General features: G+C 23.7%; 26 protein-coding genes and 2 pseudogenes. 18 read left to right on the top strand and 10 right to left on the bottom strand.

Features of this window, described 5'->3' with window-relative positions; all coding sequences use genetic code 4:
* Window positions 1–89: 89 nt before the first annotated feature.
* On the bottom strand, window positions 90–332 hold the full coding sequence (locus tag SPIRDC1_RS09165) for a hypothetical protein (RefSeq protein ID WP_174481528.1): 243 nt from the start codon (window positions 330–332) through the stop codon (window positions 90–92).
* Window positions 333–975: 643 nt separating this feature from the next.
* On the opposite strand from SPIRDC1_RS09165, the gene SPIRDC1_RS09160 reads away from it, so the two are divergent.
* The 9 genes from SPIRDC1_RS09160 to SPIRDC1_RS09115 all read left to right on the top strand — a co-directional run.
* A complete protein-coding gene (locus SPIRDC1_RS09160; RefSeq protein WP_174481527.1) occupies window positions 976–1,323 on the top strand; it encodes a SemiSWEET family sugar transporter in 348 nt (115 codons plus the stop codon).
* A gap of 5 nt (window positions 1,324–1,328) precedes the next feature.
* Complete coding sequence (locus tag SPIRDC1_RS09155) at window positions 1,329–1,697, top strand: SemiSWEET family sugar transporter (protein ID WP_174481526.1); 369 nt, start codon at window positions 1,329–1,331, stop codon at window positions 1,695–1,697.
* 154 nt (window positions 1,698–1,851) lie between these two features.
* Window positions 1,852–3,135 carry a methyltransferase domain-containing protein gene (locus SPIRDC1_RS09150; RefSeq protein WP_174481525.1) on the top strand — a complete coding sequence of 428 codons (1,284 nt, stop codon included), beginning with the start codon at window positions 1,852–1,854 and terminating at the stop codon, window positions 3,133–3,135.
* Between the two features lie 11 nt (window positions 3,136–3,146).
* Window positions 3,147–3,896, top strand: a complete 750-nt coding sequence (locus tag SPIRDC1_RS09145; RefSeq protein ID WP_174481524.1) for a protein phosphatase 2C domain-containing protein — start codon at window positions 3,147–3,149, stop codon at window positions 3,894–3,896.
* Window positions 3,897–3,980: 84 nt separating this feature from the next.
* The gene (locus SPIRDC1_RS09140; protein ID WP_174481523.1) at window positions 3,981–4,952 is read left to right on the top strand and encodes a serine/threonine-protein kinase; all 972 of its coding nucleotides are present in this window, start codon (window positions 3,981–3,983) and stop codon (window positions 4,950–4,952) included.
* A gap of 12 nt (window positions 4,953–4,964) precedes the next feature.
* On the top strand, window positions 4,965–5,846 hold the full coding sequence (gene rsgA, locus SPIRDC1_RS09135) for a ribosome small subunit-dependent GTPase A (protein WP_174481522.1): 882 nt from the start codon (window positions 4,965–4,967) through the stop codon (window positions 5,844–5,846).
* Window positions 5,847–5,859: 13 nt separating this feature from the next.
* Window positions 5,860–6,546, top strand: coding sequence for a ribulose-phosphate 3-epimerase (locus SPIRDC1_RS09130; protein ID WP_174481521.1), 687 nt, complete (start codon window positions 5,860–5,862; stop codon window positions 6,544–6,546).
* Window positions 6,536–7,198 (top strand): motility associated factor glycosyltransferase family protein, encoded by a 663-nt coding sequence (locus SPIRDC1_RS09125; protein WP_174481520.1) that lies wholly within the window; start codon window positions 6,536–6,538, stop codon window positions 7,196–7,198. Before SPIRDC1_RS09130 ends, SPIRDC1_RS09125 begins: the two co-directional genes overlap by 11 nt.
* Window positions 7,199–7,676: 478 nt before the next feature.
* Window positions 7,677–8,051: transposase (locus SPIRDC1_RS09115; RefSeq protein ID WP_233215024.1), on the top strand; the 375-nt coding region annotated here is incomplete at its 5' end.
* Window positions 8,052–8,437: 386 nt separating this feature from the next.
* On the opposite strand, the gene SPIRDC1_RS09110 is transcribed toward SPIRDC1_RS09115, so the two are convergent.
* Together SPIRDC1_RS09110 and trxA are read right to left on the bottom strand one after the other, a co-directional pair.
* Window positions 8,438–9,262 (bottom strand): HAD family hydrolase, encoded by an 825-nt coding sequence (locus tag SPIRDC1_RS09110; protein WP_174480654.1) that lies wholly within the window; start codon window positions 9,260–9,262, stop codon window positions 8,438–8,440.
* A gap of 10 nt (window positions 9,263–9,272) precedes the next feature.
* Window positions 9,273–9,614, bottom strand: coding sequence for a thioredoxin (gene trxA, locus SPIRDC1_RS09105; protein ID WP_199188855.1), 342 nt, complete (start codon window positions 9,612–9,614; stop codon window positions 9,273–9,275).
* Window positions 9,615–10,136: 522 nt separating this feature from the next.
* Here trxA and SPIRDC1_RS09100 point away from each other — a divergent pair.
* The 9 genes and pseudogenes from SPIRDC1_RS09100 to SPIRDC1_RS09065 all read left to right on the top strand — a co-directional run bounded on the left by SPIRDC1_RS09100 (window position 10,137) and on the right by SPIRDC1_RS09065 (window position 18,026).
* A complete protein-coding gene (locus SPIRDC1_RS09100) occupies window positions 10,137–11,519 on the top strand; it encodes an MFS transporter (protein WP_174481517.1) in 1,383 nt (460 codons plus the stop codon).
* 726 nt (window positions 11,520–12,245) lie between these two features.
* The gene (locus tag SPIRDC1_RS09095) at window positions 12,246–12,800 is read left to right on the top strand and encodes a hypothetical protein (RefSeq protein WP_174481516.1); all 555 of its coding nucleotides are present in this window, start codon (window positions 12,246–12,248) and stop codon (window positions 12,798–12,800) included.
* Between the two features lie 101 nt (window positions 12,801–12,901).
* The gene (locus tag SPIRDC1_RS09090; protein WP_174481515.1) at window positions 12,902–13,579 is read left to right on the top strand and encodes a hypothetical protein; all 678 of its coding nucleotides are present in this window, start codon (window positions 12,902–12,904) and stop codon (window positions 13,577–13,579) included.
* A gap of 546 nt (window positions 13,580–14,125) precedes the next feature.
* Window positions 14,126–14,257 (top strand): hypothetical protein, encoded by a 132-nt coding sequence (locus SPIRDC1_RS10395; protein ID WP_255496404.1) that lies wholly within the window; start codon window positions 14,126–14,128, stop codon window positions 14,255–14,257.
* Window positions 14,226–14,525: pseudogene (locus SPIRDC1_RS10570) on the top strand (phosphoenolpyruvate-utilizing N-terminal domain-containing protein); the annotation flags it as partial. The gene SPIRDC1_RS10395 and the pseudogene SPIRDC1_RS10570, both read left to right, overlap by 32 nt.
* Before the next feature lies 1 nt (window position 14,526).
* A partial coding sequence (gene ptsP, locus SPIRDC1_RS09080; protein WP_174481544.1) for a phosphoenolpyruvate--protein phosphotransferase occupies window positions 14,527–16,008 on the top strand: 1,482 nt, incomplete at its 5' end.
* Window positions 16,009–16,092: 84 nt separating this feature from the next.
* Window positions 16,093–16,602: a PTS sugar transporter subunit IIA gene (locus SPIRDC1_RS09075; RefSeq protein ID WP_174481513.1), complete on the top strand. Its 510-nt coding sequence runs from the start codon at window positions 16,093–16,095 to the stop codon at window positions 16,600–16,602.
* Between the two features lie 76 nt (window positions 16,603–16,678).
* Window positions 16,679–17,641 (top strand): alpha/beta hydrolase, encoded by a 963-nt coding sequence (locus SPIRDC1_RS09070; protein WP_174481512.1) that lies wholly within the window; start codon window positions 16,679–16,681, stop codon window positions 17,639–17,641.
* Window positions 17,642–17,849: 208 nt separating this feature from the next.
* Window positions 17,850–18,026: a hypothetical protein gene (locus tag SPIRDC1_RS09065; RefSeq protein WP_174481511.1), complete on the top strand. Its 177-nt coding sequence runs from the start codon at window positions 17,850–17,852 to the stop codon at window positions 18,024–18,026.
* 6 nt (window positions 18,027–18,032) lie between these two features.
* Here the strand turns inward: SPIRDC1_RS09065 and SPIRDC1_RS09060 are convergent, their stop codons facing one another.
* The 7 genes and pseudogenes from SPIRDC1_RS09060 to gap form a co-directional block, all read right to left on the bottom strand.
* On the bottom strand, window positions 18,033–19,028 hold the full coding sequence (locus SPIRDC1_RS09060; protein ID WP_174481510.1) for an IS3 family transposase: 996 nt from the start codon (window positions 19,026–19,028) through the stop codon (window positions 18,033–18,035).
* Window positions 19,029–19,135: 107 nt separating this feature from the next.
* Window positions 19,136–19,663, bottom strand: a pseudogene (locus SPIRDC1_RS09055) (agmatine deiminase family protein); the annotation flags it as partial.
* 446 nt (window positions 19,664–20,109) lie between these two features.
* Window positions 20,110–20,487, bottom strand: coding sequence for a hypothetical protein (locus SPIRDC1_RS09050; protein ID WP_174481508.1), 378 nt, complete (start codon window positions 20,485–20,487; stop codon window positions 20,110–20,112).
* Window positions 20,488–20,767: 280 nt separating this feature from the next.
* Window positions 20,768–20,908, bottom strand: a complete 141-nt coding sequence (locus tag SPIRDC1_RS09045) for a hypothetical protein (protein WP_174481507.1) — start codon at window positions 20,906–20,908, stop codon at window positions 20,768–20,770.
* Between the two features lie 290 nt (window positions 20,909–21,198).
* The gene (locus SPIRDC1_RS09040; RefSeq protein WP_174481506.1) at window positions 21,199–21,855 is read right to left on the bottom strand and encodes a hypothetical protein; all 657 of its coding nucleotides are present in this window, start codon (window positions 21,853–21,855) and stop codon (window positions 21,199–21,201) included.
* A 9-nt stretch (window positions 21,856–21,864) separates the two neighbouring features.
* Window positions 21,865–23,055, bottom strand: a complete 1,191-nt coding sequence (locus SPIRDC1_RS09035) for a phosphoglycerate kinase (protein ID WP_174481505.1) — start codon at window positions 23,053–23,055, stop codon at window positions 21,865–21,867.
* Between the two features lie 126 nt (window positions 23,056–23,181).
* Window positions 23,182–24,189 (bottom strand): type I glyceraldehyde-3-phosphate dehydrogenase, encoded by a 1,008-nt coding sequence (gap, locus tag SPIRDC1_RS09030; RefSeq protein ID WP_174481504.1) that lies wholly within the window; start codon window positions 24,187–24,189, stop codon window positions 23,182–23,184.
* Between the last annotated feature and the right edge of the window lie 373 nt (window positions 24,190–24,562).

The following is a 24,562-nucleotide window of genomic DNA, read 5'->3' as shown; positions in this document are numbered from 1 at the left end:
AATTTATTGAGTTTTAACTATAAAATTAAAAAATATTTTTATTAAGTATCCTTAACCATTTCATAGTATAACTATTTTATTTTTTAATTTTAATAGCCATTTTCATTTAGTGGTATTTTAAATCAAAAACCTTCATAACAAACAACATTTCCAAAATTATTTTTATATTTTTGATAAGAACGACAAATATTATTATAGGTTTGATAATAGCGTTTTTTATTATTTTTATCAATGTGGTAAACTTTTAATATTGCTTCTTCCATAGTGTCATAAACACCTAAACAGTTATCTTCTTTATCATATCTCGCATAAATAAAATTATTTTTTTTCATTTTTAACTCCAATACTTTTTTATATATTCCCATAATTTAAGATTTACTTAGAACATAGATTATATTTATAATATTTAGGATTTTAAAAAAATATGAAATGGTGTAAGAACATTAAATTAGTTTGTAAATTTATAAAAAATAAAATGATAAGTTAAATTTATGACAATATTAAAAATATTGTTAATAACATAAATTGATAACAAATTATTTTTTCATAGAATATAGTTTTAATTGAAAAATTATTATTTATTGTTTATTTTTGAATTCTAAGTAAATCTTAATTTAAGTTTATAATTGAAAAAATGAATATACAATAAAAAATTCACTTTTTTATAAAAAGGCGAATTTATTTCATAATTTTATATTTATTGTAAAATTAAAATTTTATTTAATTTTTAACTAATATTTTTTAAATTTATTATTTTATTTTAAATAAATTTTTACTATTTTAGTGGTTTTTTATTTTTTTATTATAAATTATTTTTTATTTTTTTAGATTTATTTGAAAAAATATTAACTAAACACTTTCTATTTTAAATGATTAAAAGTAAAATAATATTATTTTTAATAAAATAAAAAATAAGTATATTAATAGTTTTAAAAAAACTACTAAGATATTTTTAAAATTTAATGGAGGATGAAAATGCAAACTTTTATTGGAATTATAGGTTATTTAGCCGGAATATTGTCTATTATAACATTTATTCCACAAGCAATAAAAACAATAAAAACTAAGGAAACTAAACATATAATCTTATCAACTTATATTATTTATAATATTGCTAATCTTTTTTTCTTGATATTTGGAATACTTTCAGTAACATTACCAGTAATGTGACCAGAAGGTGCTGATACTCTTGAAATTGCAATTTGAGGTTCTACCTTAATAATACCGTATACAGTAACAATGACTGCAACTAATTGTATTATTTATGTTAAAGTAAAAAATATGAAAACGTTGGGCGAAAATGCTAAAACTTTGGAGGAATAAAAATAATGGCAAATACTGAATGATGAATTATTACTATAATAGGGATTATTGGAGCACTTATTGCTGTTATAGCATTTTGTCCACAATCTTTAAAAACAATAAAAACTAAAAAAACAGATGGTATTTCTTTACTTACATTTATTCTTTATACAACAGCTAACAGTTTATGAGTATTATGGGGCATTATTCATTTATCATATCATGGTGGATCTGAATCAACAATTTTAATGAAAGATTTAGTTATAATTTGTGCTAATACACCTTGTGCAATATGATCAGGAATTATTCTTGGTATTAAAATTAATAATATGTATAAATATGGTGAAGATTGTAAAAAATGAAAAGGTAAAGTAAATATAAAGAGTAACTTTTAATAGTTTATTTTTTATTAAAAATAATAATTTATTACTAAAAATGCATTGTAATGATGCATTTTTTAATAGTTATAGTAGTAAAATACTTATCAAAATTAAAAATATAATTTAAGTTATAATATATGTATAATTAAAAATTCTGTGGGGTTAAATAATGATAATTCAAAATGATGTTTATAAAATTCTAGTACAAGTAATCCTAGAAAAAGGTCATTGTAATGTTTTATTAGCACAAATGATGCGAGATAAAAATCTAACATTATCAGAAAAAGAAGCAATTGAAAAGATAGTACTAGGAATCTTAAAAAATCAAATTTATTTAGATTATATATTAAATCAAATATGAAATGTTTTGAAATCAGTAATTACTATTCCTTTTCACATAACTATTTTATTATGAATAGTTTTATATGAAATCTATTTTTTAGAAATTACTAATAAAGAAATCTTCATTGAAAATACTTTAAAAAAAGTAAGCACCATTGATAATAAACTAACATTTATTATTTCTAAAGTATTAGATTTATGTTTTACTGAATTTAGATCAGAATTTAACTTACAAAAAGAAAGTAAACAAAATATTAAATTAATTAAATATAGTTATCCTAGTTGATTATACTCTTTAATAAAATCACAATTTAGTATTAATATTGCAAATCAATTGATAAAAGATAACTTAAGAATGCCATTAATTAGTTTTAGAGTTAATACATTAAAAACTACTGTTAATAAAGTGTTAAACAATGAAAATTATAAATCTTTTAACTTTTGTTTAAGCGAGATAGTATCTGATGGTATTATTAGTTCAAAGTCAATTTTTAACACAAAATTATATGAAAATGGTGAAATTATTAAACAAGATCAAGCAAGTATGCTAGTTAGTCATATTTTAGATCCACAACCATATGATGAAGTATTAGATATGTGTGCAGGAATTGCTAGTAAAACAGCCCATATGGCAGCTTTAATGTCTAATCACGGTAAGATAGTTGCTTGTGATATAAATGAAGAACGATTAAAAATTGGTGCTACTTATTTAAAAAAATTAGGCGTAACAAATACTGAACTTAAATATGGTGATTCTACAATATTAGATTTTAATAATAAATTTGACAAAATTTTAATTGATGCTCCTAGTACTGCTTGAGGTTTAATTAAAAGAAAACCAGAAGTTAAACTTATCAATTGAAGTAAAGAAGAAATTAATCAGTTAATTACTGTTCAAGCAAAATTATTAAATAAGGCTTATCAACTTTTAAAACCTGAAGCGATAGTTGTGTATGTTACTTGTACTTTCAATATTAAAGAAAATCAAAATCAAATTGAGAATTTTGTTAAAAATCACCCAGATATGACAATCATTGCAGAAAAACAATTTTTTGGTTTTAATAACAATACTGATGGATTTTATATTTGTAAATTAAAAAAAGGAATATAGGGGGACAGTTTATGAAAATAAATGCTAGTTATAAAACAGATGTTGGTAATTATCGTACAAATAATCAAGATGCCGTTTTATATTTAACAAATAACACTGGACAAGTTATTGGTGTTGTTTGTGATGGATTGGGTGGTCATAAATGTGGTGAAGTGGCCAGTAATATGGCTGTTAGTATGTTAAAAAAATTTTTTGAAACAACAGATTTTACTAAATTAAAACATGATAAACAAATTCATGCATGATTACAAGAAAAGATAGAAATTATTCAAATTGAAATGAATAATTTTAGTTTAAGTAATGAACAAGCGCTTGATATGGGAACAACTATGGTAATAATTTTAATTACTAATAACAAAGCTTATTTAGTAAATATTGGTGATTCACGTATTTATCAATATAGTGAACAAGGATTAAAACAGTTAACAGTTGACCATAATATTTTAAATTTATATTTACAAAAAAATACAACTAAAGAATCAAGTGTTGATTTAAATCACACTTATTGAAAGGTATTGACTAGTGCTCTTGGTCCACGTAAGCCATTAAAAACCGATATTTTTCATTTACCATTAATAATTCCATCATATTTTCTTTTAACTAGTGATGGTGTTCATGATTTTTTAGAAGAATATGAAATAGTTAATATTTTAGAAAAAAATGGAAATATTAATAATAAAGTTAAATTATTAATTAAGCAAGCATTACTTAATGTTTCAACTGATAATGTTACTGCATTATTAATGGAAATAAAATTTTAGTCTTTTGATATTTTTGTGTAAAATATAAATTATAAATAAGTTAGTAATTTTTAAAAAATAAATTTAAAAGTAATGGTGAAACTAATGGAAATAAATAAATTATTGAATAATCGTTATCATATTTTAAAAATTATTGGTTCGGGTGGTATGGCTAAAGTTTATGAAGCACAAGATAAATATTTAAATCGGCAAGTTGCTTTAAAAGTAATTAATCCAATTTCACCACTAGATGACTTAATAAAAGAACGATTTTTGCAAGAAATTAGAGCAGTATCTAGAGTTAGACATCCCAATGTTATTTTGGTATATGATGTTTTTATTGATAAGAAAGATTGATGCTTAGTTTTTGAATTATTAGAAGGTAAAACATTAAAAGAATATTTAAGTAATTATTCAGTTTTATCAGTTAATGAAGTTATAGTTATTATGAAAGAAATTTTAAAAGGGGTTAATGCGTGTCATTCAGTCAATATTATTCATCGTGATTTAAAACCTGAAAATATTATTTTAACTAGTAGTGGAGCAATTAAAGTTTTAGACTTTGGTATTGCTGTTATTGATGATTATGAAGTTAAAAAACACGCTAATCAAGTTGTAGGAACAATGAAATATATTGCTCCAGAAGTAGTAAAATTTCAAAAACCAACAATTCAAAGTGATATTTATGCTTTGGGTATTATATTATATGAATTATTAGTTGGTAAACCACCTTTTTTTCATAAAAATCCACAAATATTAGCCGCTAAACATATTAAAGAACCAATGCCATTAATTCATGAAATTAATAAGAATATTCCACAAAGTTTAGAAAATATTATTTTGAAGGCAACTGCTAAGAATATTAATGATCGCTATCGGACAATTAGTGAATTGAGTAATGATTTAGATTGTTGTTTAAAAACGGAAAATAAAAATAATATGTTATTTAAGAAAAATTACTTAAATTCACAAAAATTAAAAAAACCATTTTATTTAAAAAAAGAATTTTTATTATCTTTAATTTTAATTATATTATTACTTATTGGTGTTATTATAAGCATATTAATTTTATATTAATTAGAGGACACTATGAATTTTAAACAAGGAATAGTTATTGGAGTTGCAAATAACTTTGTTGAAGTAAGAATTGAAAATCAAATTTTTTCTTGTTTAATCAAAGGAAATTTAAAATTTCAAACAGCAAAAATTTTAGTTGGTGATTATGTTAAAGTTAATTTTAAAGATGATAAAAATCCTTTGGTTGAATCAATTTTACCTCGATTTAATGAACTATATCGACCAAGCATTGCTAATGTTGATCAAGTATTAATTGTTAGTTCTCTTGTTAATCCTTTTCTTAGTAGTTTTCTATTAAATAAATTATTAACTATTTTTAATTATTATCATTTAAAAATAATTTTAATATTTACAAAAATTGATTTGGTAACTAAAGATAATGAAGTTTGAACAAAAGTTAAAGCATATCAGAATTTAAATTTACCAACAATTTTTATTTCAAATGTTAAAAAAAATGGTATTGAAGATTTAAAAAAAGTTTTTACAAACAAGTTATCAATATTAACAGGTACTTCAGGAGTGGGAAAGAGTTCAACTTTAAATAGTTTGGATAATAATTTAAAATTATGAACACAGGATATTTCTACAAGTTTAAATCGTGGTAAACATACCACAACTAAAACTCGCCTTTATTTTTTACATGATGGTATTATTGCAGATACACCTGGTTTTTCGGTCTTTCAGTTACAAGGTCTAAGTAGTATTGATATTGCTACTAATTTTCCTAGTTTTACTAATATTTGACAAAATTGTAAGTTTCGTACTTGCTTACATCAGCAAGAACCAGAATGTGCAATTAAAAAAGCAGTTGCAAATAAAATAATTTCTAGTTTTTTTTATGAAGATTATTGTAAAATTTTAATAGAATTCAATAAAATTAATAATTTAAAATAAAGGATGGTAATATATGAAAAAAGAAGTAACAATTGCCGCTAGCATTTTAACTGCTAACTTTCTATCTTTAAAAGATGATTTATTAAATTTACAAAATGCAGGAATTAATTGAATTCATTTTGATGTTATGGATCATCATTTTGTTGAAAATTTAAGTTTTGGTGCAAAAATATTAAGTGATGTATGTAAATTTAGTTCTAATATCAATATTGATTGTCATATGATGGTAAAGATAACAACATCAAAAGTATGTGATTATTTAAAACCATTTATAATTTTACCGCAAGTTAAAAATATTACTTTGCATTATGAAGCATTAACAGAAGAACAATTAAAAGAATTTCTGCAGTGAAAAAACCCTGGTTTTAAAAAAGGAATTGCCATTAATCCTGATACACCAATTTCAAAAATTTATGATTATTTGAAAGATCTTGATACAATTTTAATTATGAGTGTGCAACCAGGTGCGGGTGGACAACGTTTTTTAGATTTAACTATTAATAAAATTAAAATGTTAGTAAAACATATCGATAATAATTTTCCAAATATTACAATTGCTGTTGATGGTGGCATTAATAATTTAACAGCAAATGATTGTATTGCTGCTGGTGCTAATTACCTAGTAGCGGGTAGTTATTTATTAAATAGTGATAATTCAGTAAAAAAACAATTTGCGATGTTAACAAATTATGAAAAATAGTGATATTAAACAATTAGTAATTGTTTGTCGTGATTATAATTTAAATTGAGAACAATTTATTAATCCAATTTTTATTGGTGTTGAAACTGGTGTTTTATCATTATTAAAATATAAAAAACCAATTAAGTTTATTTGTGGTGATAATGATACCATTAATAAACAACAGTTAAAGATTTTAAATGATCAAAATAAAATACATAATTTTGAAATTATTACTTTTAATAAAGAAAAAGATTTTATTGATAGTGAACTTGCGATAGTTACTGCAATTTCCAAAAAAATTAATTTTCAACAAATAGTGATAGTAAGTGATGGAATACGTTGGGATATGTTACTTGCTAGTATTAATATATTAAAAAAATATGAATTTTTTAACCCAATTTTATTAGGTGAAAATAACTATTGTTTTTTACTAAAAGCAAAATCAGAATATATTTTTTACAATTGACAATTAACATATAAATATATTTCTTTTTTTAGTTTAGACAATGAAGAAGTAATTTATAATTTTAGTGGTTGTAAGTTTTATCCAAATCAAGATATTACTGTTACTAATAATAGTACGCAAACTATTAGTAATGAATTTAACAAAGAAGAAAGACCAAAACTAATTATTAAAAAAGGAAAATGTTTAGTTTTTTTACATAAATAATTTTTAAAATTTAGAAAAACTAATTATTATTTTATGACAAAAGTATATTAATAATATCTTAAAAAAAGGGCGCATAACTCTTAGCCCTTTTTACTAGACCATTAATTTAAAAAAAACTTGAATGTATTCGAAAAACAATTGTGTTATACAATTAACACTAATTTTGACATGAAAGGATTTTTAATAATGGATAAAATTAAACAAATAGCATTAGTAATTAACAAGTTAAATATCAAACAAAAAATTCAAATTATTGATGATAGCAAAAACCAATATTCAATTAGATATCTTTGCCAAGATCTTCAACTAAACCGATCAACATATTATTTTGTAAAAAACAAACAAAACCCTATTAAAAAAGAAAAAAATCAAATTAGTAATTGTACACATAAATATCAAGAATTATGCCAACTTTTACTTGAATTTCATTTTACAAGAAAAGGACAAATTTATGGCTATTTACGAATTTTTTCAGCANAAGCCAATTTATACAGCATGTAGTGAAGAACAAGCAATGCAAGCTTTAGAATCATTTGAAAGTAAATGAAATAAACAATATCCACAAATTGCTAAATCTTGATATAAAAATTGAGAAAATTTAATGGTTTTTATTAGTTATCCAGCAGAAATTAAAAGGGTAATTTATACTACAAATGCTATTGAATCTGTTAATAGCCAATTACGAAAAGTTATTAGAAATAAAAAAGTTTTTCCTAATGATATGGCAGTTTTTAAAATTTTTTACTTAGCAATTGAAAATATCACAAAAAAATGAACATTGCCTATTCAAAATTGAAATACAGCAATTGCTCATTTTATGATAAAATTTGAAGACAGAATTAATCTGAACTAGTACTTTGTAAAACAAAGAAACACAGATTACTAAAAAGCCTCACCATTATCAGTCCTAATCCTTTTAATTTTAATTCCCAATTTTTCATAAAAATTTAAAGCATTTTTAGTAGCATTTACAATATCTCTGGTTTGTGCTTGTTCAGATGGATAACAATAAGTAATTCGAGTTTTTTCATCAATAAAATCAATAATATATCATTTTTTACTTCCTGTTATATAATCTGATACTACTTTAATATCAGTTATGGTTTTTTCTTCCTTATATGTATAATTTAAGGTTTATAACATAAATATTGATGAAAACCTAAAAAATATTAAAAATGCTAGCAATTTGTGCTAGCATTTTTAATATGACTAAGTATTAATAAAAGTATATTTAATTATTTATTCAAACTCTGATTTAGGAAATACATATTTATCGATAGCTTTTGCAACACCACCACAAGTATTTTTACTAGTAACATCATATGCTATTTCTTTTAAATTAGGATGAGCATTTTGCATTGCAATACCATATTTAGCCCACTTTATTAAGTTATAATCATTCATACCATCACCACAAGCTAGTACTTGGTCAGGAGTAATATTTCATTTTTTGCATAAAAATTGTACAGCAGCAGCTTTATTAACACCAATTGGATTAATTTCGATAACACTATGAGAAGAAGTAGCAAGTTCTAAATCTTTTATAGTATTTAATTGTTCTAAAATTGGATTAACTTGTTTTTTCTTTTTACAAAATAATAAAATTTTATACATACCCTCATCGGTATTCTCATCAATTTGTTTAGTTGGTAGGTTATTAAAATTTTCCATAATTTTAACTTTTAGTGATCTGCGATTAATTAAGCCTGTTTTATTATCGGTACTATATCCTCACATTGCTAAATTATTTTTATTAGCAAATTTAACTATTGTTTGTATTTGTTCTTTTGTTAATGATTTTTCATACAATATATCTAATCTATTATCATTAGTAATATCAAGGATGTTACCACCATTATAACAAATAATATGACCGGTTTTTTCATGCATTAAACATGCTTTTGCAATATCAATGGTTGAACTTGGTGCTCTTCCTGTTGCAATAATAACTTTAATATTTTTTTGATATGCTTTTTGAATTGCAATTAGATTTTTAGGATGAATTTTTCATCTACTTTTCAATAAAGTTCCATCTAGATCAAGAACAATTAATTTAATAGCCATTATAAATACCTTATTTTCCTATTTCTTCGATAATATTAGTCATATCTTTTTCAGAAACTAAACCAAAAGTTTTTTTAACTTCTTTTCCTTCTTTATTAAAATAAATTAATGTTGGAATTGATTGGATTTCATAATCTTTTGCTAGTTCTTTAGCTTTGTCAACATCAACTTTAATAAAATTAATATTTTTGTGTTTTTCGTCATTAGCAACATTTTCAAATCTTGGCCCTAACATTTTACAAGGACCACATCATTCTGCTGAAAAATCAATTACTGTTATTTTTTTTGATTGTAAAAGTTGCTCAACTTCTTTTATAGAATTAATATGTTGTATTTTGCTTTCATTATGCATGTGTTCACTACCTTTTCTTTTAATTTATTTTATGGTTTAATTCTATCATTAGTTTTAATTTTTAAAACATTAAACGATAAAATAATTTTTTTAATTTTAGTTATTACTATATAAATATTTATAATTTTTTTAGAATAAATTCATAAGAAAATTGTAAATTATTTTTTTTAAAATTAAAGAAATATCTTTTCAATTTTAGAATATATCTGTTATAATCTGAAATATATAGGTTAGGACTAAACAATTTGAAAAGGGGATAAATAAATTATTAGTACATTTTATAAAACTGTTTAATAAATAAATGTAAATGAATTTTAAAAGGTGTAGAGTTAATATTTATTTATGGTATTTCAAAAAAATAGTTTGGTAGAGAGTTATTTTTTAATTTTTAATATTATTTATTTTTCCACAAAAACAAAAATTATAAAAACCTATGTGTTAAAGTATGTTTATATTAAGTTTTTAAGAGCAGGTTATTTGGGTTACTATAATTTATGCATCCTTTTAGAAGGAGAGTAAAAAATGTCTGTTTTTAATAGACTTGCATGTGTTTTTAAGCCACCTGCAAAAAAAGAAATTTTTAGTGAAGACTTAAAGCAAGTTAATAAAAAATTTATTATTTTACGTAATCAAGTTTTTGGTTTTAGCATTTTATCATATATTCTTTACTACTTTACTCGTCAAGCGTATACAGTAGCGGGTTCTGCTTTAGAAAGCAATGGTAGCATAACTAAAATGGAGTATGCTTTAATGGGAACAATTTTTGCCGTTGTTTATGGTGGTGCTAAATTTATTGTTGGAAATGTCGCTGACCGTAGTTCAGGAAGAGTAATCATGATTGTTGGATTATTTGTTTCTTCTATTTTAAATATTATTATGGGTGGTGTAGTTGCTTTTGCTGGAACTAAAATTAGTGTTGGCCCATTTGTAATGATGTTGAGTTTGATTGCGATGTTGGCTGTTTTCCAAGGTATGGGTTGACCAGCTACAGCTAGACTATTTTCTCATTGATTTACTGATAAAGAACGTTCAGGACGTATTGGAATTTGAAACTCAGGACAAAATATTGGTGCTGCTTTATTACCGGTTGTTGTTATTTCTTTAGTAACATTACTTGATCCGGGTGGAACAATTTATGGTTTATATTTTTGAATTCCTAGTATTTTTGCTTTAGCTATGATTCCATTATGTTTATGAGGATTACGTGATCGCCCTGAAGCAGAAGGGTTACCTACTGTTGAAAAATGAAAAGGTGTTCTAGAACATAAAGAAGAAAAAGTAGAACTTAATTGAAAAGAAATTTTTGTAAAGTATATTTTAAAAAATAAATTTTTATGAATATTAGCATTTGCTAATATTTGAGTATATGTTGTACGACAAGGACTGGCAGGATGAACATTAATTTTAATGAAAGATATTCATGGCTTAGATTTAAAACACAGTAAATGATTTGCTGCCTGTTTTGAATTATCTGGTTTATTTGGTGGTATTTCTGCAGCATATTTTGCTAAGTGATTTTTTAATAATCGTAAAGCACCATTAATGATATTTGGATTATTAATTGCACTTTGTGGACTAGTTTTATTGCAAGTTGCTCCTCGTGGTAATATGCCTATGCTTATTACTGCTTTAATGATTGCTGGTTTTGGTATTTATATGCCACAAGCGATGATTGGTGCTACTGCTATTGAACTAACAAATAAGAAAGCAGCTGCTACTGCTTCAGGATTTACAGGATTATCTGGTTATTTTCTTGGTGATGCTCTTTTTTCAAAAGTAGTAATTGCTGGTATTGGTAATGAAAACTGAGATTATGTATTTTATTACTTTTATGGTTGTATTGCTGCTGCTATTATTTCATTAGCTTTACTATGAACAAAAAATCAAGATAATAAAATATTATAAAAATATTATTAGATTAGCACCATAATAAGGGTGCTAATTTTTTTTATTTAAAATGATATTTTAATAATAAAATTAATAAAATTTTATTGATTTTCAAAGTTACGGTGTTATAATAAATTTAAGACACACAAAATTATTGGTTATTAGCCTACTAGTATTATTTTTTATTTTTACTAAGTAGTTTTTTTATGTTTTTTTGTAATGTCTTATAAAAAGGAAAAATATATTGTTATTTTTAAATAAATCTAGTTATATATTATTATTTTTTATTTAATGAAATTACAATATATTATTTATGGGGTTTTTCTTTTACATATTGATAGAAAAAATGAAATTTAGTTGATTCAATTATTCTTTGTAAGTAAAACAATAATTTCTTATATATAAAAATATATATTATGAACTTTTATTTTTAATTTAAATAGTTCTATTAAAAAGAGATATTGGAATAAAATCAAGAAATATAAGCGAATTGAATTAATATAGAAACATATAAATAGAACATTTAACATAAATATTAAAATTTCAAAATAAAACCTATATTTCTTTAAAAAGAAAATGAAAATATTGTGTTAATTTTAAAATATGTTTAAAAAATCTTTGGAAACTTTTCTGAATCTTTATGCAATAAAATTTTAATTATACATAATAGAGAAAACGTGTTATTAATATAAGTTTAAAAAGGGCTAAGTAGCAGTAGCTAGTGCCAATATAAGAAATCAAAATATGGAATCTTTAGTGGTAGGAATAGAAAATAATAATGAAATAGTTATTAATAAAACTAAAAAAATTATTGGAGAACTTGCAAATATTAATTTAAGAATTCGTTATTATACCAATTACATTAATCAATATTGAAATAGTGATGAACAAAAATATAAAAATAAAGTAAGAATATATTTTAATGATTTAGGAGAAATTTATGAAAACTTACCAAAATTTATTAAAAAAGAAAGTGAAATAAGTTCAAATAATTGTTGTTGAAAAACTATTGAATATTTATCTTCTCCAATTGTATTATTAACAGGCATTTCAATTAGAGTAGCACAAAGATATTTTTCAATAGCTGTAGTATCAGAAAAGTCTATAATAGGTAAAACTTTTATAGAACAATTAGAAATATTAGGCAAAGGAATGTGAGAATCATTAAAAATTCCTGAAAATTATCCTATGGCTGGTGTTGATACACTTACATCTTATTTTTTATCTTACTATCCATTTGGATTAAAAAGTATTATTGATTTATTACCTTCAAATCAATTAACACAAAAAAAGAATTAGATGAATATTTACCACTTGAAATTATTATTAAAAAATTAGAAAAACATTTAGAACTTAAAGAATATGAAAAATTAAATAAAATTAATTCGAACTTAGATAAGTTGTGTACTAATTTATCAACAATTATCAAAAAACATGATGTAATAAATCATATTACAGATGAATTAAAAAATATTAATTTTAATGATGAATTTACTTTTGAAAAATTTAATTCTTTAATTAGTGCAGAAATCAGTAATGATTTTTTAAAAGAACTTTTAAATGAATTAAGTGAATTATCAAAAACTGATTTAAAAAATGAAGACTATTCTATTAAAGAAATTATAAAAAATAGTTTATCCAATACTAACTTTTTTTTGAAAACATTATTAATAAATCATTTAGTTATTACTGCTTCTTCTGCTTATACTGCTGAAACATTAACATGAGAATCTTATAAAGAAGATATAGTATCAATTAATAATATTATTTCAACTATTGTTCGTGCTACAGTAATGATATTTGTTAATGAATGTTTTATTAAAAATGCATTAAATACAATTTTTGAACCAGTAAAAAATTATTTTTGCCCTCAAAATAATGATCATACATTGCTACAATCATTTAAAAATTGAGTTAAAAATCAAAATGAATTAAGTCAATTAGGAGTCTTTATCGTTAGTTTTCTTTTTATTAGCGCTATACTAATGCTATTAAAACTTATGCAACAGATGTTACACAAAATAAAGGTGATTGAAAAAAAGCTTGAATTCAATTTAAAGAAACATTTCCAAAATTAGGAATGGTATTATCAGCACTTGGTGTAACTAGTTCTGATTTATATAATTTAACAAATAAAATGAAACCAGCTTTTAAATTAATATATAAGCAAGAAGAGCAATAAAAGATTATTGACGAAGTATTATCTGAATTACCAAATATAATAAATCAAGCAAATGGGAATGCTGCTAGTGATGGAAGAGGTTTTCTTACTAGAACAATAAATGGTCATATTAATAATATTAATGAATGAGATGAAAATGATGTGCAAGATATAAATAACTCAGATAGAGAATATCTTATTCCTAATAATAATCGTAATCATGATCGTTCTCTTATCCAATGCGTAACTATCTAATTATATTAATATAGTGAAAAGATTCCTACTTTTAATGAAATTAAAAGTAGGAATTAACATATATGAAAAATATTTAAAAATATTAAAATCATTTTTATTTACAAAAAGTTTAAATTATAATAAATATTTTATACAATATTTCATTTTTTTTTATTATAATTTAGTAGACTATTAATAAACATATTTTATAAGGAGTGAAATATATATAATGTTAAAAATGAAAGGTATTGGTGCTAGTAATGGCATTGCTCTAGCCAAAGCATTAATCTTAAAACATGAAACTATCAAAATTAATCCTAAAAAAATTGATGAAAAAGAAAGAAATAGAAGGAGAAGTTAAAAAGTTACATGATGCCTTAAAAATAGCAGGTGATGAAATTAAACAACTCATCCAAAATACAACAAAAACTTTAGGTGAAGAAAAAGCCGCTGTTTTTGAAGCTCATTTTTTAGTAACAACTGATCCAGTATTAATTGAAGATACTGAAAAGTTAATTAAAGAAGAAAAATATAATGCTGCTAATGCTTTAGAAAATACTGCTAATAAAGCAATTGCAACATTGCAAGCAATGGATGATGATTATTTTCGTGAACGTGCTGCTGATATTNGTAACAACTGATCCAGTATTAATTGAAGATACTGAAAAGTTAATTAAAGAAGAAAAATATAATGCTGCTAATGCTTTAGAAAATACTGCTAATAAAGCAATTGCAACATTGCAAGCAATGGATGATGATTATTTTCGTGAACGTGCTGCTGATATTATTGATGTTCGTGATCGAATTTTACGTAAAATTTTAAATATTAAAACTATTGATTTAAGTGGAATTAAAGAAGAAATAATTATTGTTAGTCATGATCTAACACCTTCAGAAACAAGTCAATTGAATCCTAAATTTGTTAAAGGATTTTTATGTGATATTGGTGGTAGAACTTCTCATGCAGCAATTATGGCTCGTAGTCTTGGTATTCCGGCAGTTCTTGGATTAAAAAATGTTACTACAAAAGTAAAAAATAATCAATTTTGTGTATTAGATGGTAATACTGGTGAAATTGAAATTGATTTAAATAGTAGTGAAAAAAATAAATGAGTTGCTAAACAAAACGCATGAATTGAAGAACAAAAAGAATTATTAGTATTTAAAGGTAAATTAACTAAAACCAGTGATAATCATGAAGTAAAGTTAGAAGCAAATATTGGTTCACCTAAAGATATGATTAAAGCAATTGAATATGATGCACAAGGAGTAGGACTTTTTAGAAGTGAATTTCTTTATATGGAAAGTAGTAATTTTCCAAGTGAAGATATTCAATTTGAAGAATATAAAAAAGTATTGTCTGCTACTAAACATAAAGTTGTTATTAGAACTTTAGATATTGGTGGTGATAAAGAATTATCATATTTAGATTTACCAAAAGAAATGAATCCTTTCCTTGGTTATCGTGCCATTCGTTTGTGTTTAGATCGTAAAGATATTTTTAAAACTCAATTACGTGCTTTAATTCGTGCTTCAGCTTTTGGTAAATTAGCTATTATGTTTCCAATGATTGCTACTGTTGAAGAATTTAAAGCAGCTAAAGCATTATATGAAACTTGCAAAAAAGAATTAATTAAAGAAAAAGTTAAAGTTAGTGATGATATTCAAGTTGGAATGATGATTGAAATTCCAGCAGCAGCAGTTAATGCCGAAATATTTGCTAAATATGCAGATTTCTTTTCAATTGGAACTAATGATTTAATTCAATATAGTTTAGCCGCTGATCGTATGTCAGAAAAAGTGTCTTATTTATATCAACCATATCATCCATCAATTTTACGTTTGATTAAGATGACAATTGATGGTGGACATAAATATAATCGTCCTGTTGCCATGTGTGGTGAAATGGCTGGTGATAAAATTGCTGTTCCACTACTAGTTGGTCTAGGTCTAGATGAATTTTCAATGTCTGCATCTAGTGTTTTAGAAACTAGAAAAATTATTAGTATTTTAAATAAAAAGGATACAGAAATATTGACATCAAAAGCATTACAATGTGAAACCAATGAAGAAGTTAAATCATTAGTAGAAAAATTTTTATCAAAAAAATAAAAATATTATTTATTTTTAAAGTTACATTATTTAATGTTAAAATTATAAACATCTAATTTACATAATTTTGAGGAGAATCGACATATGTTTTTCAAGAAAAAAAAACAATTACCTTTATTAATTTATGCGCCAGTTACTGGTAAAGTTATTAACCTTAGTAAAGTTGAAGATCCAGTATTTGCTCAGGAAATGTTAGGGACTGGTTTTGCTATTATTCCTGAATATAAAGATAAAGATGGAGTTGAATTTGTATCACCATTTGATGGAAAATTAGCAACAGTATTTAATACAGGACATGCTTATGGTATTAAAGATGTAAATACAGGTATTGAATGTTTAGTTCATATTGGTATTGATACTGTTGAATTAGCTGGTAAGGGTTTTGATATTAAAGTTGAACAAGGTAAACCAATTAAAAAATCAGAAGTAATGGTAGTTGCTAATTTACAAGAAGTTAAGAATAAAGGTAAAAAAGTAACAACACCAATTGTTTTCACTAATGAAACAATGGAAGGTTATGTTGTAAAGCAAGTAGTAAAAGATGATGAACAAGTAACGGTTGGTCAATTAATTGCTGAAGTCACTAAGAAATAAATATTTTTATTAAAACAAAATTAATTTGATAAAATATTAGTAAGTATTTATATATTATTGGAGGGTATCATTTATTATGGATAATTTTTGGCAACATTATTGATGAGCAATACTTATTGTAGTTTTAACTATGTTAATAATACTTTATATTTTATATAGAATTTATCAAATTTTCCATATTGATTATCACTGAGAACTGAATCGTCATTTTCCACAATGAAGTAATGAGGGAATCATTACTAGGGATAACTATTTTTTACATACTGAATTTAAATTTGTTGATAATAGTAAGTATATTATTATTGGTATTCATGGTATGGGTGCCTCTTTAACAGACTTTAAAACAGCTGCTAAGTTTTTTACTAAACATGGTATTTCATTTTTAAGTTTTGATCAACGAGGTTGAGGAGAAAATGAAAAATGAAAATATCATACTTTAGGAACAACTATTAATGATATTAAAGATATTATAACGGTTTTGAATGAACGTTATCCTAATAAAAAAATTTTATTAATGGGTGAATCATTAGGTTCGGCATTAACAGCATTAGCAATTAAAAGATTACCAAAAATGATTGATGGTGCAATTTTAACTAATTTTGTTACTAAGAAACAAATATTTAAAATAAAACCTTCATTAGTTTGTCATGCAATTTGAGGATTTCTATTTTATAAACATCATCCATTACCTATTACTTTTGATATGGAAACAATTTCTATTAACTCTAATTATATTAAAAAAGGGAAAATTAGAGCAATGACTAATATGAAATTTACATTATTATTTTCTTTACAAGCACAAAAATTAAGTAAACAAGTACCAAAAAATCTTAATAATGCTAAATGTCCAGTTTTGATTGTTCAATCTGCAAAAGTTATATTTACCGATTTTGATAAAATTGAAAAAAATAATAAACGTTGAAGACAGGGGATAACTTATAGTTTTTATGAAGAAGGTAATCATGCAATTTTAAATGAACCCAATATTAATATTATTTTAGAAGATGTTTTAACTTGAATAGAAAAAGAACATATATAATGATTATTTATGTTATTAGATCAAAAAAATAATTAGAAAATTTAAAAATAGTAAATAATAGTTGATTGAGTAATTTTTACTTTATAGTTATAATAGTATTTATAATTTAATAATTTATAATTTAATAATTGTTCATACCTAGTATAGTAAGTTAACTATACTAGGTTTTATTAAATTAAAATTATATGTGAAAAGGAAGAAAAAAATTATGAATATTATTGCAGATCAAAAAGAATTAATGAATAGAATTGAAGGTTTATTAGAAGAAATTGAAAATAAAATTGAAGTAGAAAGAAGAATTGATAAAATTAAAAAAGAAATATTAGGTGAGATTTCAGATTCTGTAGGGGTGGTTAGCCCTAAATACTGGACCACTTTTGGATAGACAGTTTTAAATTTTTATTTGTGAAATTGGTGGTTTTAGAAATTTAGAATGTATTCTTTCGTAATTATAAAACATAATATATTGGTTTACATCATTTATAGCTTCATTGAGAGAAAAATATTGATTTGAAGCTTTAGGTAGTCATTCTTGAGATAAATGAGAAAATCAGTTTTCAGATATTACATTGCCACCAATATCATAAGGTTGTTTTTTGCTTAAAATTATTTGCTTATCAGCAGCTCAATTTGTGATGTCTTGACAATAAAATTCGTTGGCGTTATCTGAGTGTAAAATAACGTTTTTTACTTGGTTTCAAGAGAATTGTTGATTTATTTTTTCAAGTGCAGGAAGGATTAAATCTTGATAGGATTTGTTTGAACATGTATTATAGCTTACAATATTATTTGAATAAAAATCAATAATTACAAAAAGATATAATCAACCTTCTTTAGTATTTATTTGTTTAGTGTCCATTGATCAAATTTGATTTGAAGAGGTTGTACTTTTATAATCTTTGTTTACTTTATCCATTGTAGGTATTCACTTATTTGGATTTTTTTTGTTTTTAGGATAGTTATTTTTAGTTTGTTTTAATCCTTGAAGATTGTGATCTTTCATAATTTTTCGCATTTGTTTTGTTGATAATTCTAGATTTAAAATAATATGTTTGTATTGTTTTAATCATTCTTTAAATGCTGAAAAAATTCGTAAATAGCCATAAATTTGTCCTTTTCTTGTAAAATGAAATTCAAGTAAAAGTTGGCATAATTCTTGATATTTATGTGTACAATTACTAATTTGATTTTTTTCTTTTTTAATAGGGTTTTGTTTGTTTTTTACAAAATAATATGTTGATCGGTTTAGTTGAAGATGTTGGCAAAGATATCTAATTGAATATTGGTTTTTGCTATCATCAATAATTTGAATTTTTTGTTTGATATTTAACTTGTTAATTACTAATGCTATTTGTTTAATTTTATCCATTATTAAAAATCCTTTCATGTCAAAATTAGTGTTAATTGTATAACACAATTGTTTTTCGAATACATTCAAGTTTTTTTTAAATTAATGGTCTAGTAAAAAGGGCTAAGTAGCAAGTAGCAAGTAGCAATAATGATTGTTTTATTTGTAATATAGAAATTAACATAACTAGCTGGCATACGAAATCCTTCGGTACGATTAGCAAAACGAGGACTTTTTTCACGATTTTCTGCCTCTGACTTAGTTATAAATAATGGTGCTGATTGATGTAATTTAGTTACTTTTATTTTTCGTCCTTTAGCATCTGTACTATTTTTAAGAAACGTTAAAGCTTCTAAACTACGTTCATATTGAGGATCATTTTTATCATCAGTTCATGTTAAAACAACATGACCAGGTGTAATGATATGTAGTAGATTATCAACATGACCACTTGTTTCATCATTATAAACACCACGAGGAATTCATATTATTTTTTGTGCATTTAAATATTGTTTTAAATGTTCTTCAATCTCTTCTTTTGTTAAATCAGGATTTCGATTAGGGTTTAATAAACATTCTTCTGTAGTATAAATTGTTCCTTCACCATCTTGATGAATGCTTCCACCTTCTAATACAATTGATTTTCCATATTTTTCTTTAGTTTTTGTTATTCGTTGCTCATAGATTTTCTTGTATTTTTTTAATAATATTATTGCTTCATTTTTTGTTTTAAAATAATATTTATTAGAGTTATTTTCAAGATTATGTTGTGAGAGATAGTAAGAAGTTAAGTCTATATCTTGTGCATATATTGTAATTTCAATAAACTTAATTTTAAAATTTTCAATTTTTTCTATAAGTAAATTTATTCTTTCAATAAAAACTAAATTTTCTTTTATTTTATTTATTTTTTTCTTAGTTTTTCTTTGTTTAATTTCCATAAATAATTTTTTTAACATTATCTTTTTTCCCTTTCAATTTATTTTATTAAAAATATGATTCGTATCATAACTACTAATAGATAATAGAAACTTTGTTTCTTATTGCAGTTAAGTTTTGGTTCATTAGTCAACAAATGAGTTTTTAGTTGATATCTATCAATAATATAAATAGCTTATTTTTATAATGAAGAGTTGTTATTTATACTTGTTAAAGATTGATTTGAAAAATCTTCTAATTCCATTGAATTAATTTTATCAATATTTAAACTTGATTCGATTTTTTTATCTAAATTTAATTTTCCATAAATAGCTAAACTTAAAACATCATTGCACATGGCTAAAATAGTTTTATTTACAAATTTGGCAGTAATTGTTTTTTTAGCAATAGAACCATTCCTACCACCTTTGTAGTGCTTATTTAAATCTAAATTCATATTTGTTAAATCAATTCCATACAAATGTCATTCTTTGGTACTTATTTTGTTTGAATAATGTTTACCCAAATAATAAATTTTTGCTTTTGTATTATTAACATCAATATTAGCTTCTTCTTTCATTTCATTTATTACTGTGGTGTTAAGATCTTTTTTTTCTACTCCCCCAGTAATAGTGCTATATTCACTAATTTGTTTATTTTTAAATAACGGATTATTTTCTTTAACTAGTAAATAATAATATTCATTATCTTTTAAAACATAAGGTAATATTGCAACACCTTTATTATTAGTTCAAGGCTCTTCAACACCACAGTAAAAGTCTTCTTTAATTAATTTTACGAAAGTAGTTCCTTCATTTGTACATGTACCATTAAAAAATGTTGAATTTTTTAAGTTACTATTAATATTTCATTTTTTCTTTATTTTTTTGACGATGTTTATGATTAAAAATTTCGGCTTGTTTTAAATTAATTGGTAGTTCTTGTAAATTGGTTAATGATTCTTGTAAGGTTGTTGGGTTAGTTAATGATTTTATTGGCATAGATTGTATTTTTTATTTTTCTTAGGATATTTGCTTTTATAATAATAAACATGGTATATAATTTAAAACAAGATTACTATACTTTTGTAAATGAAATTTAAATGTATATTATAGTTTTATCGCTATAATTACTAGGTTTATTTTTGGTTTGTATTTTAGATAATAGAAATTTATTTAATAATCATTTATTAATAAATATTAAGTTTAAATTTAATTAAAAATAATAAAAAAAGTATCAATTTTTACCACAAGTGTAAATTTGATACTTAATTAAAATAATTTTATTTTATTTAAAACATTAAATCAGAAAATGGAAAACAAGATTTAAATAGGGTAATATATTTAATAGTTTTTTGTTTATTATAATTTAATTCTGTATTTAATGTCATTAATTGCTTACGAAATTTTTCATAAAACATTGTTCAAAATAATCAACTCATAGTAATAATAAGTAAACTAAGGAAACTAAAAATTGCTAAGATTTCCTTGTTAATATTATTATTTTGAATTGGAATGTAATATAATAAAGCACAAATAATAGTAATAATAACACCATTTATAAAAAATAAATTAATAATTGGTAGAGCTAAATTACTTCATTTTTGAGAATTATTTTTTCACTTAATAACAAGTACACTACTTAAAGTTTGATATTTATTTCAAGTAGTAGTTTCATTAAAATCACGACTTTTTAATTTTAAAATATTTTTTTTAAAATTATAGTTAAGATATTTAAAAGTAAATTTACTTTTAACTATTTGAGAATTAATATTTTCATTGGATAATGCTTGTTGATAGCTAGATTTTAATTTAGTATCATTTTTTTTAGTTTTTAAAATAATAATTAATCAAAAAATAAATTGGAATAATTGAAATATTAAAACCATCGTAATTAAAAATAAACTAATAAGAATAAAAACACTTGTTGTTTGATCTTGAGTAATCATATATTTTCACTATTTATTTTCTATAGCATTAATACCAGGTAAATCCTTACCTTCTAGATATTCTAATGAAGCTCCTCCACCAGTTGAAATATGGCTAAATTTATTTTCATATCCAAATTTAACTGCTGCTGCTGCACTATCACCACCACCAATTAGTGTAAATGCACCTTTTAATTGTGAAATAGTTTTACAAATATTTTTTGTTCCATTAACAAAGTTACTCATTTCAAAAACTCCTAATGGTCCATTTCAAAAAACAGTTTTAGCATTAATTAAAGTATTTTCAAATAATTTAATTGTTTTTGGACCAATATCCATTCCTTCATATCCATCATCAATGTTTTCATTATTAGTAATTTTACCTTTGATATCCTTAAATTCCGGAGCAATTACAAAGTCAATAGGTAGTATTAATTTTTCTTTTCCTAATTCAATAATTTCTTTAGCAATATCAATTTTATCTTTTTCTAATAATGAATCACCAATTTTATAATTCAATGCTTTCATAAAAGTATAAGCCATACCGCCACCAACAAGAACTTTATCAGCTTTTGTTAATAATTGTTTGATAACATCAATTTTATCTGATACTTTAGCACCACCAAGTACTGCTATAAAAGGATGTTCTGGATTAACGGTGATTTTATTAAGCATTGTTAATTCTTTTTCAATTAATAAACCAACACAACTATTTTTGATATTAGTAGCAATACCAACGTTAGATGCATGAGCACGGTGTGCAGTACCAAAAGCATCATTAACAAATACATCACCTAAATGTGCTCAATATTTACCTAATTCGGGATTATTAGTAGATTCTTTATTACCATTTAAATCTTCAAAACGAGTATTTTCTATTAAAAGTAATTCTTTGTTTTTAAGATTATTAATAGTTGTTTCAAGATTTGTACCACGAGTTTCATTAATGAATATTACATTTTCTTTTAAGATTTCACTTAGTCTTTTTGCAACGGGCGCTAAAGTATTCTTCGCTTTATCAGCTTCAGATTTAATTCTTCCAAGATGTGATAACATGATTATTTTTGCATCTTGATTTTGTAAATACTTAATAGTTTCGATGCTTGCTTTTATTCTTGTATCATCGGTAATTTTACCATTTTCTAATGGTAGATTGAAGTCAAAACGAACAATAACTTTTTTATTTTTAAAATCAAGATCCTTTAATGTTTTTTTATTCATATAATTTTCATCTCCTTTTTTCATATTATAATTTTAATATATTTTTAAAGCTATTAATAAAAATGCATCTTGTAATTGGTAAGATGCATTTTTGTAGTTTAATATTTTAATTAAACTATTTAAAAATTATTTTAGCTTTGCTAAGTGTATTACTGTTCTTACTAATTGCGATACATATGACATTTCATTATCATATCAAGCAAAAACTTTAACAATTTGTTTGCCTTCAACTTCAATAACTTTTGTTAATGTTGCATCAAAAATTGAACCAAAACTTGAACCAATAATATCAGTTGAAACAATTGGATCTTCATTATAAGCAAATGATTCGCTACTATGTTTTTTCATTGCTGCATTAACTTGTTCAACAGTAACATTTTTCTTTAATTCAATTGTTAAATCAACAATTGAACCAGTAATAATTGGAACACGCATTGCTGAACCATCTAGTTTTCCTTTAACAGAAGGGATAACTAAACCAATAGCTGCAGCAGCACCTGTAGCTGCAGGAACAATATTAGACATAGCACTACGTCCTCTTCTAAAATCTGAATGTTCTAAGTCTAGTAAACGTTGGTCATTAGTTGCAGCATGAACTGTTGTCATTCATCCCTTAATAATTCCAAATTCTGATTCTAGAGCATGAACAACAGGGGCAAGACAATTAGTAGTACATGAAGCACCAGAAATAATATTATCAGTACTTTTTAGAATATCATGGTTAACATTATAAACAATAGTTTTTAAGTCTCCTTTAGCGGGTGCTGAAATCACAACTTTTTTAGCTCCAGCATCAATATGTGCTTGTGCTAATTCTTTTGTTGTAAAACGTCCAGTTGCTTCAATTACGATATCAACAGCATTGGCTTTTCATGGTAATGCTTTTGGGTCTTTTTCTTGACAAACTTTAATTATTTTACCATCAACATTAATAGTATTTTTTGATTTGTCTGCTTTGATTTTTCCGTGTTTTCAAGTTCTATGTGCTGAATCATATTGTGATAGATATGCTAGAGCTTCTACATTTCCTAAATCATTGATAGCAACAATATCAATTTCTTTTTTGTCAAATAATTGACGAAAGGCAAGGCGGCCAATGCGCCCAAATCCATTAATTGCAATTTTAATTGCCATTATTAAGTCACTCCTTTTATGTGTTTGTTTTTTATATTGATTAATGACTAGGTATATTATAAACAAATATTGTTAATATTTGTCATAAAATATGGATTTATTTATAAAACATTTATTTTATTAGTAAATTATTTCCTTTATTAAATTAATAGTTAGCATGTTGTTTAACTTTATTAGTAACTGATTGACCATCACGATTGGGGTTAACTTCAATTCAATTACGAATTAAACCTTTTCACGCTTCTAAATTTATTTTTATCATAATTACTTTTTTCCTTTCATTAAAATAATAAGATTTATTAAAATATTAATTTTTCTAAAGTTATTTCAAAATAAAAAATAATTGGCAATTTAGCACCAATTTTAAAATGTT

This window comes from Spiroplasma endosymbiont of Danaus chrysippus, assembly GCF_902809815.1.
In the GTDB taxonomy this organism is placed as follows: Bacteria; Bacillota_I; Bacilli_A; order Mycoplasmatales; family VBWQ01; genus Spiroplasma_E.
Note: the sequence above shows the minus strand (reverse complement) of the source record. Positions and strands in the feature narration are given on the sequence as shown.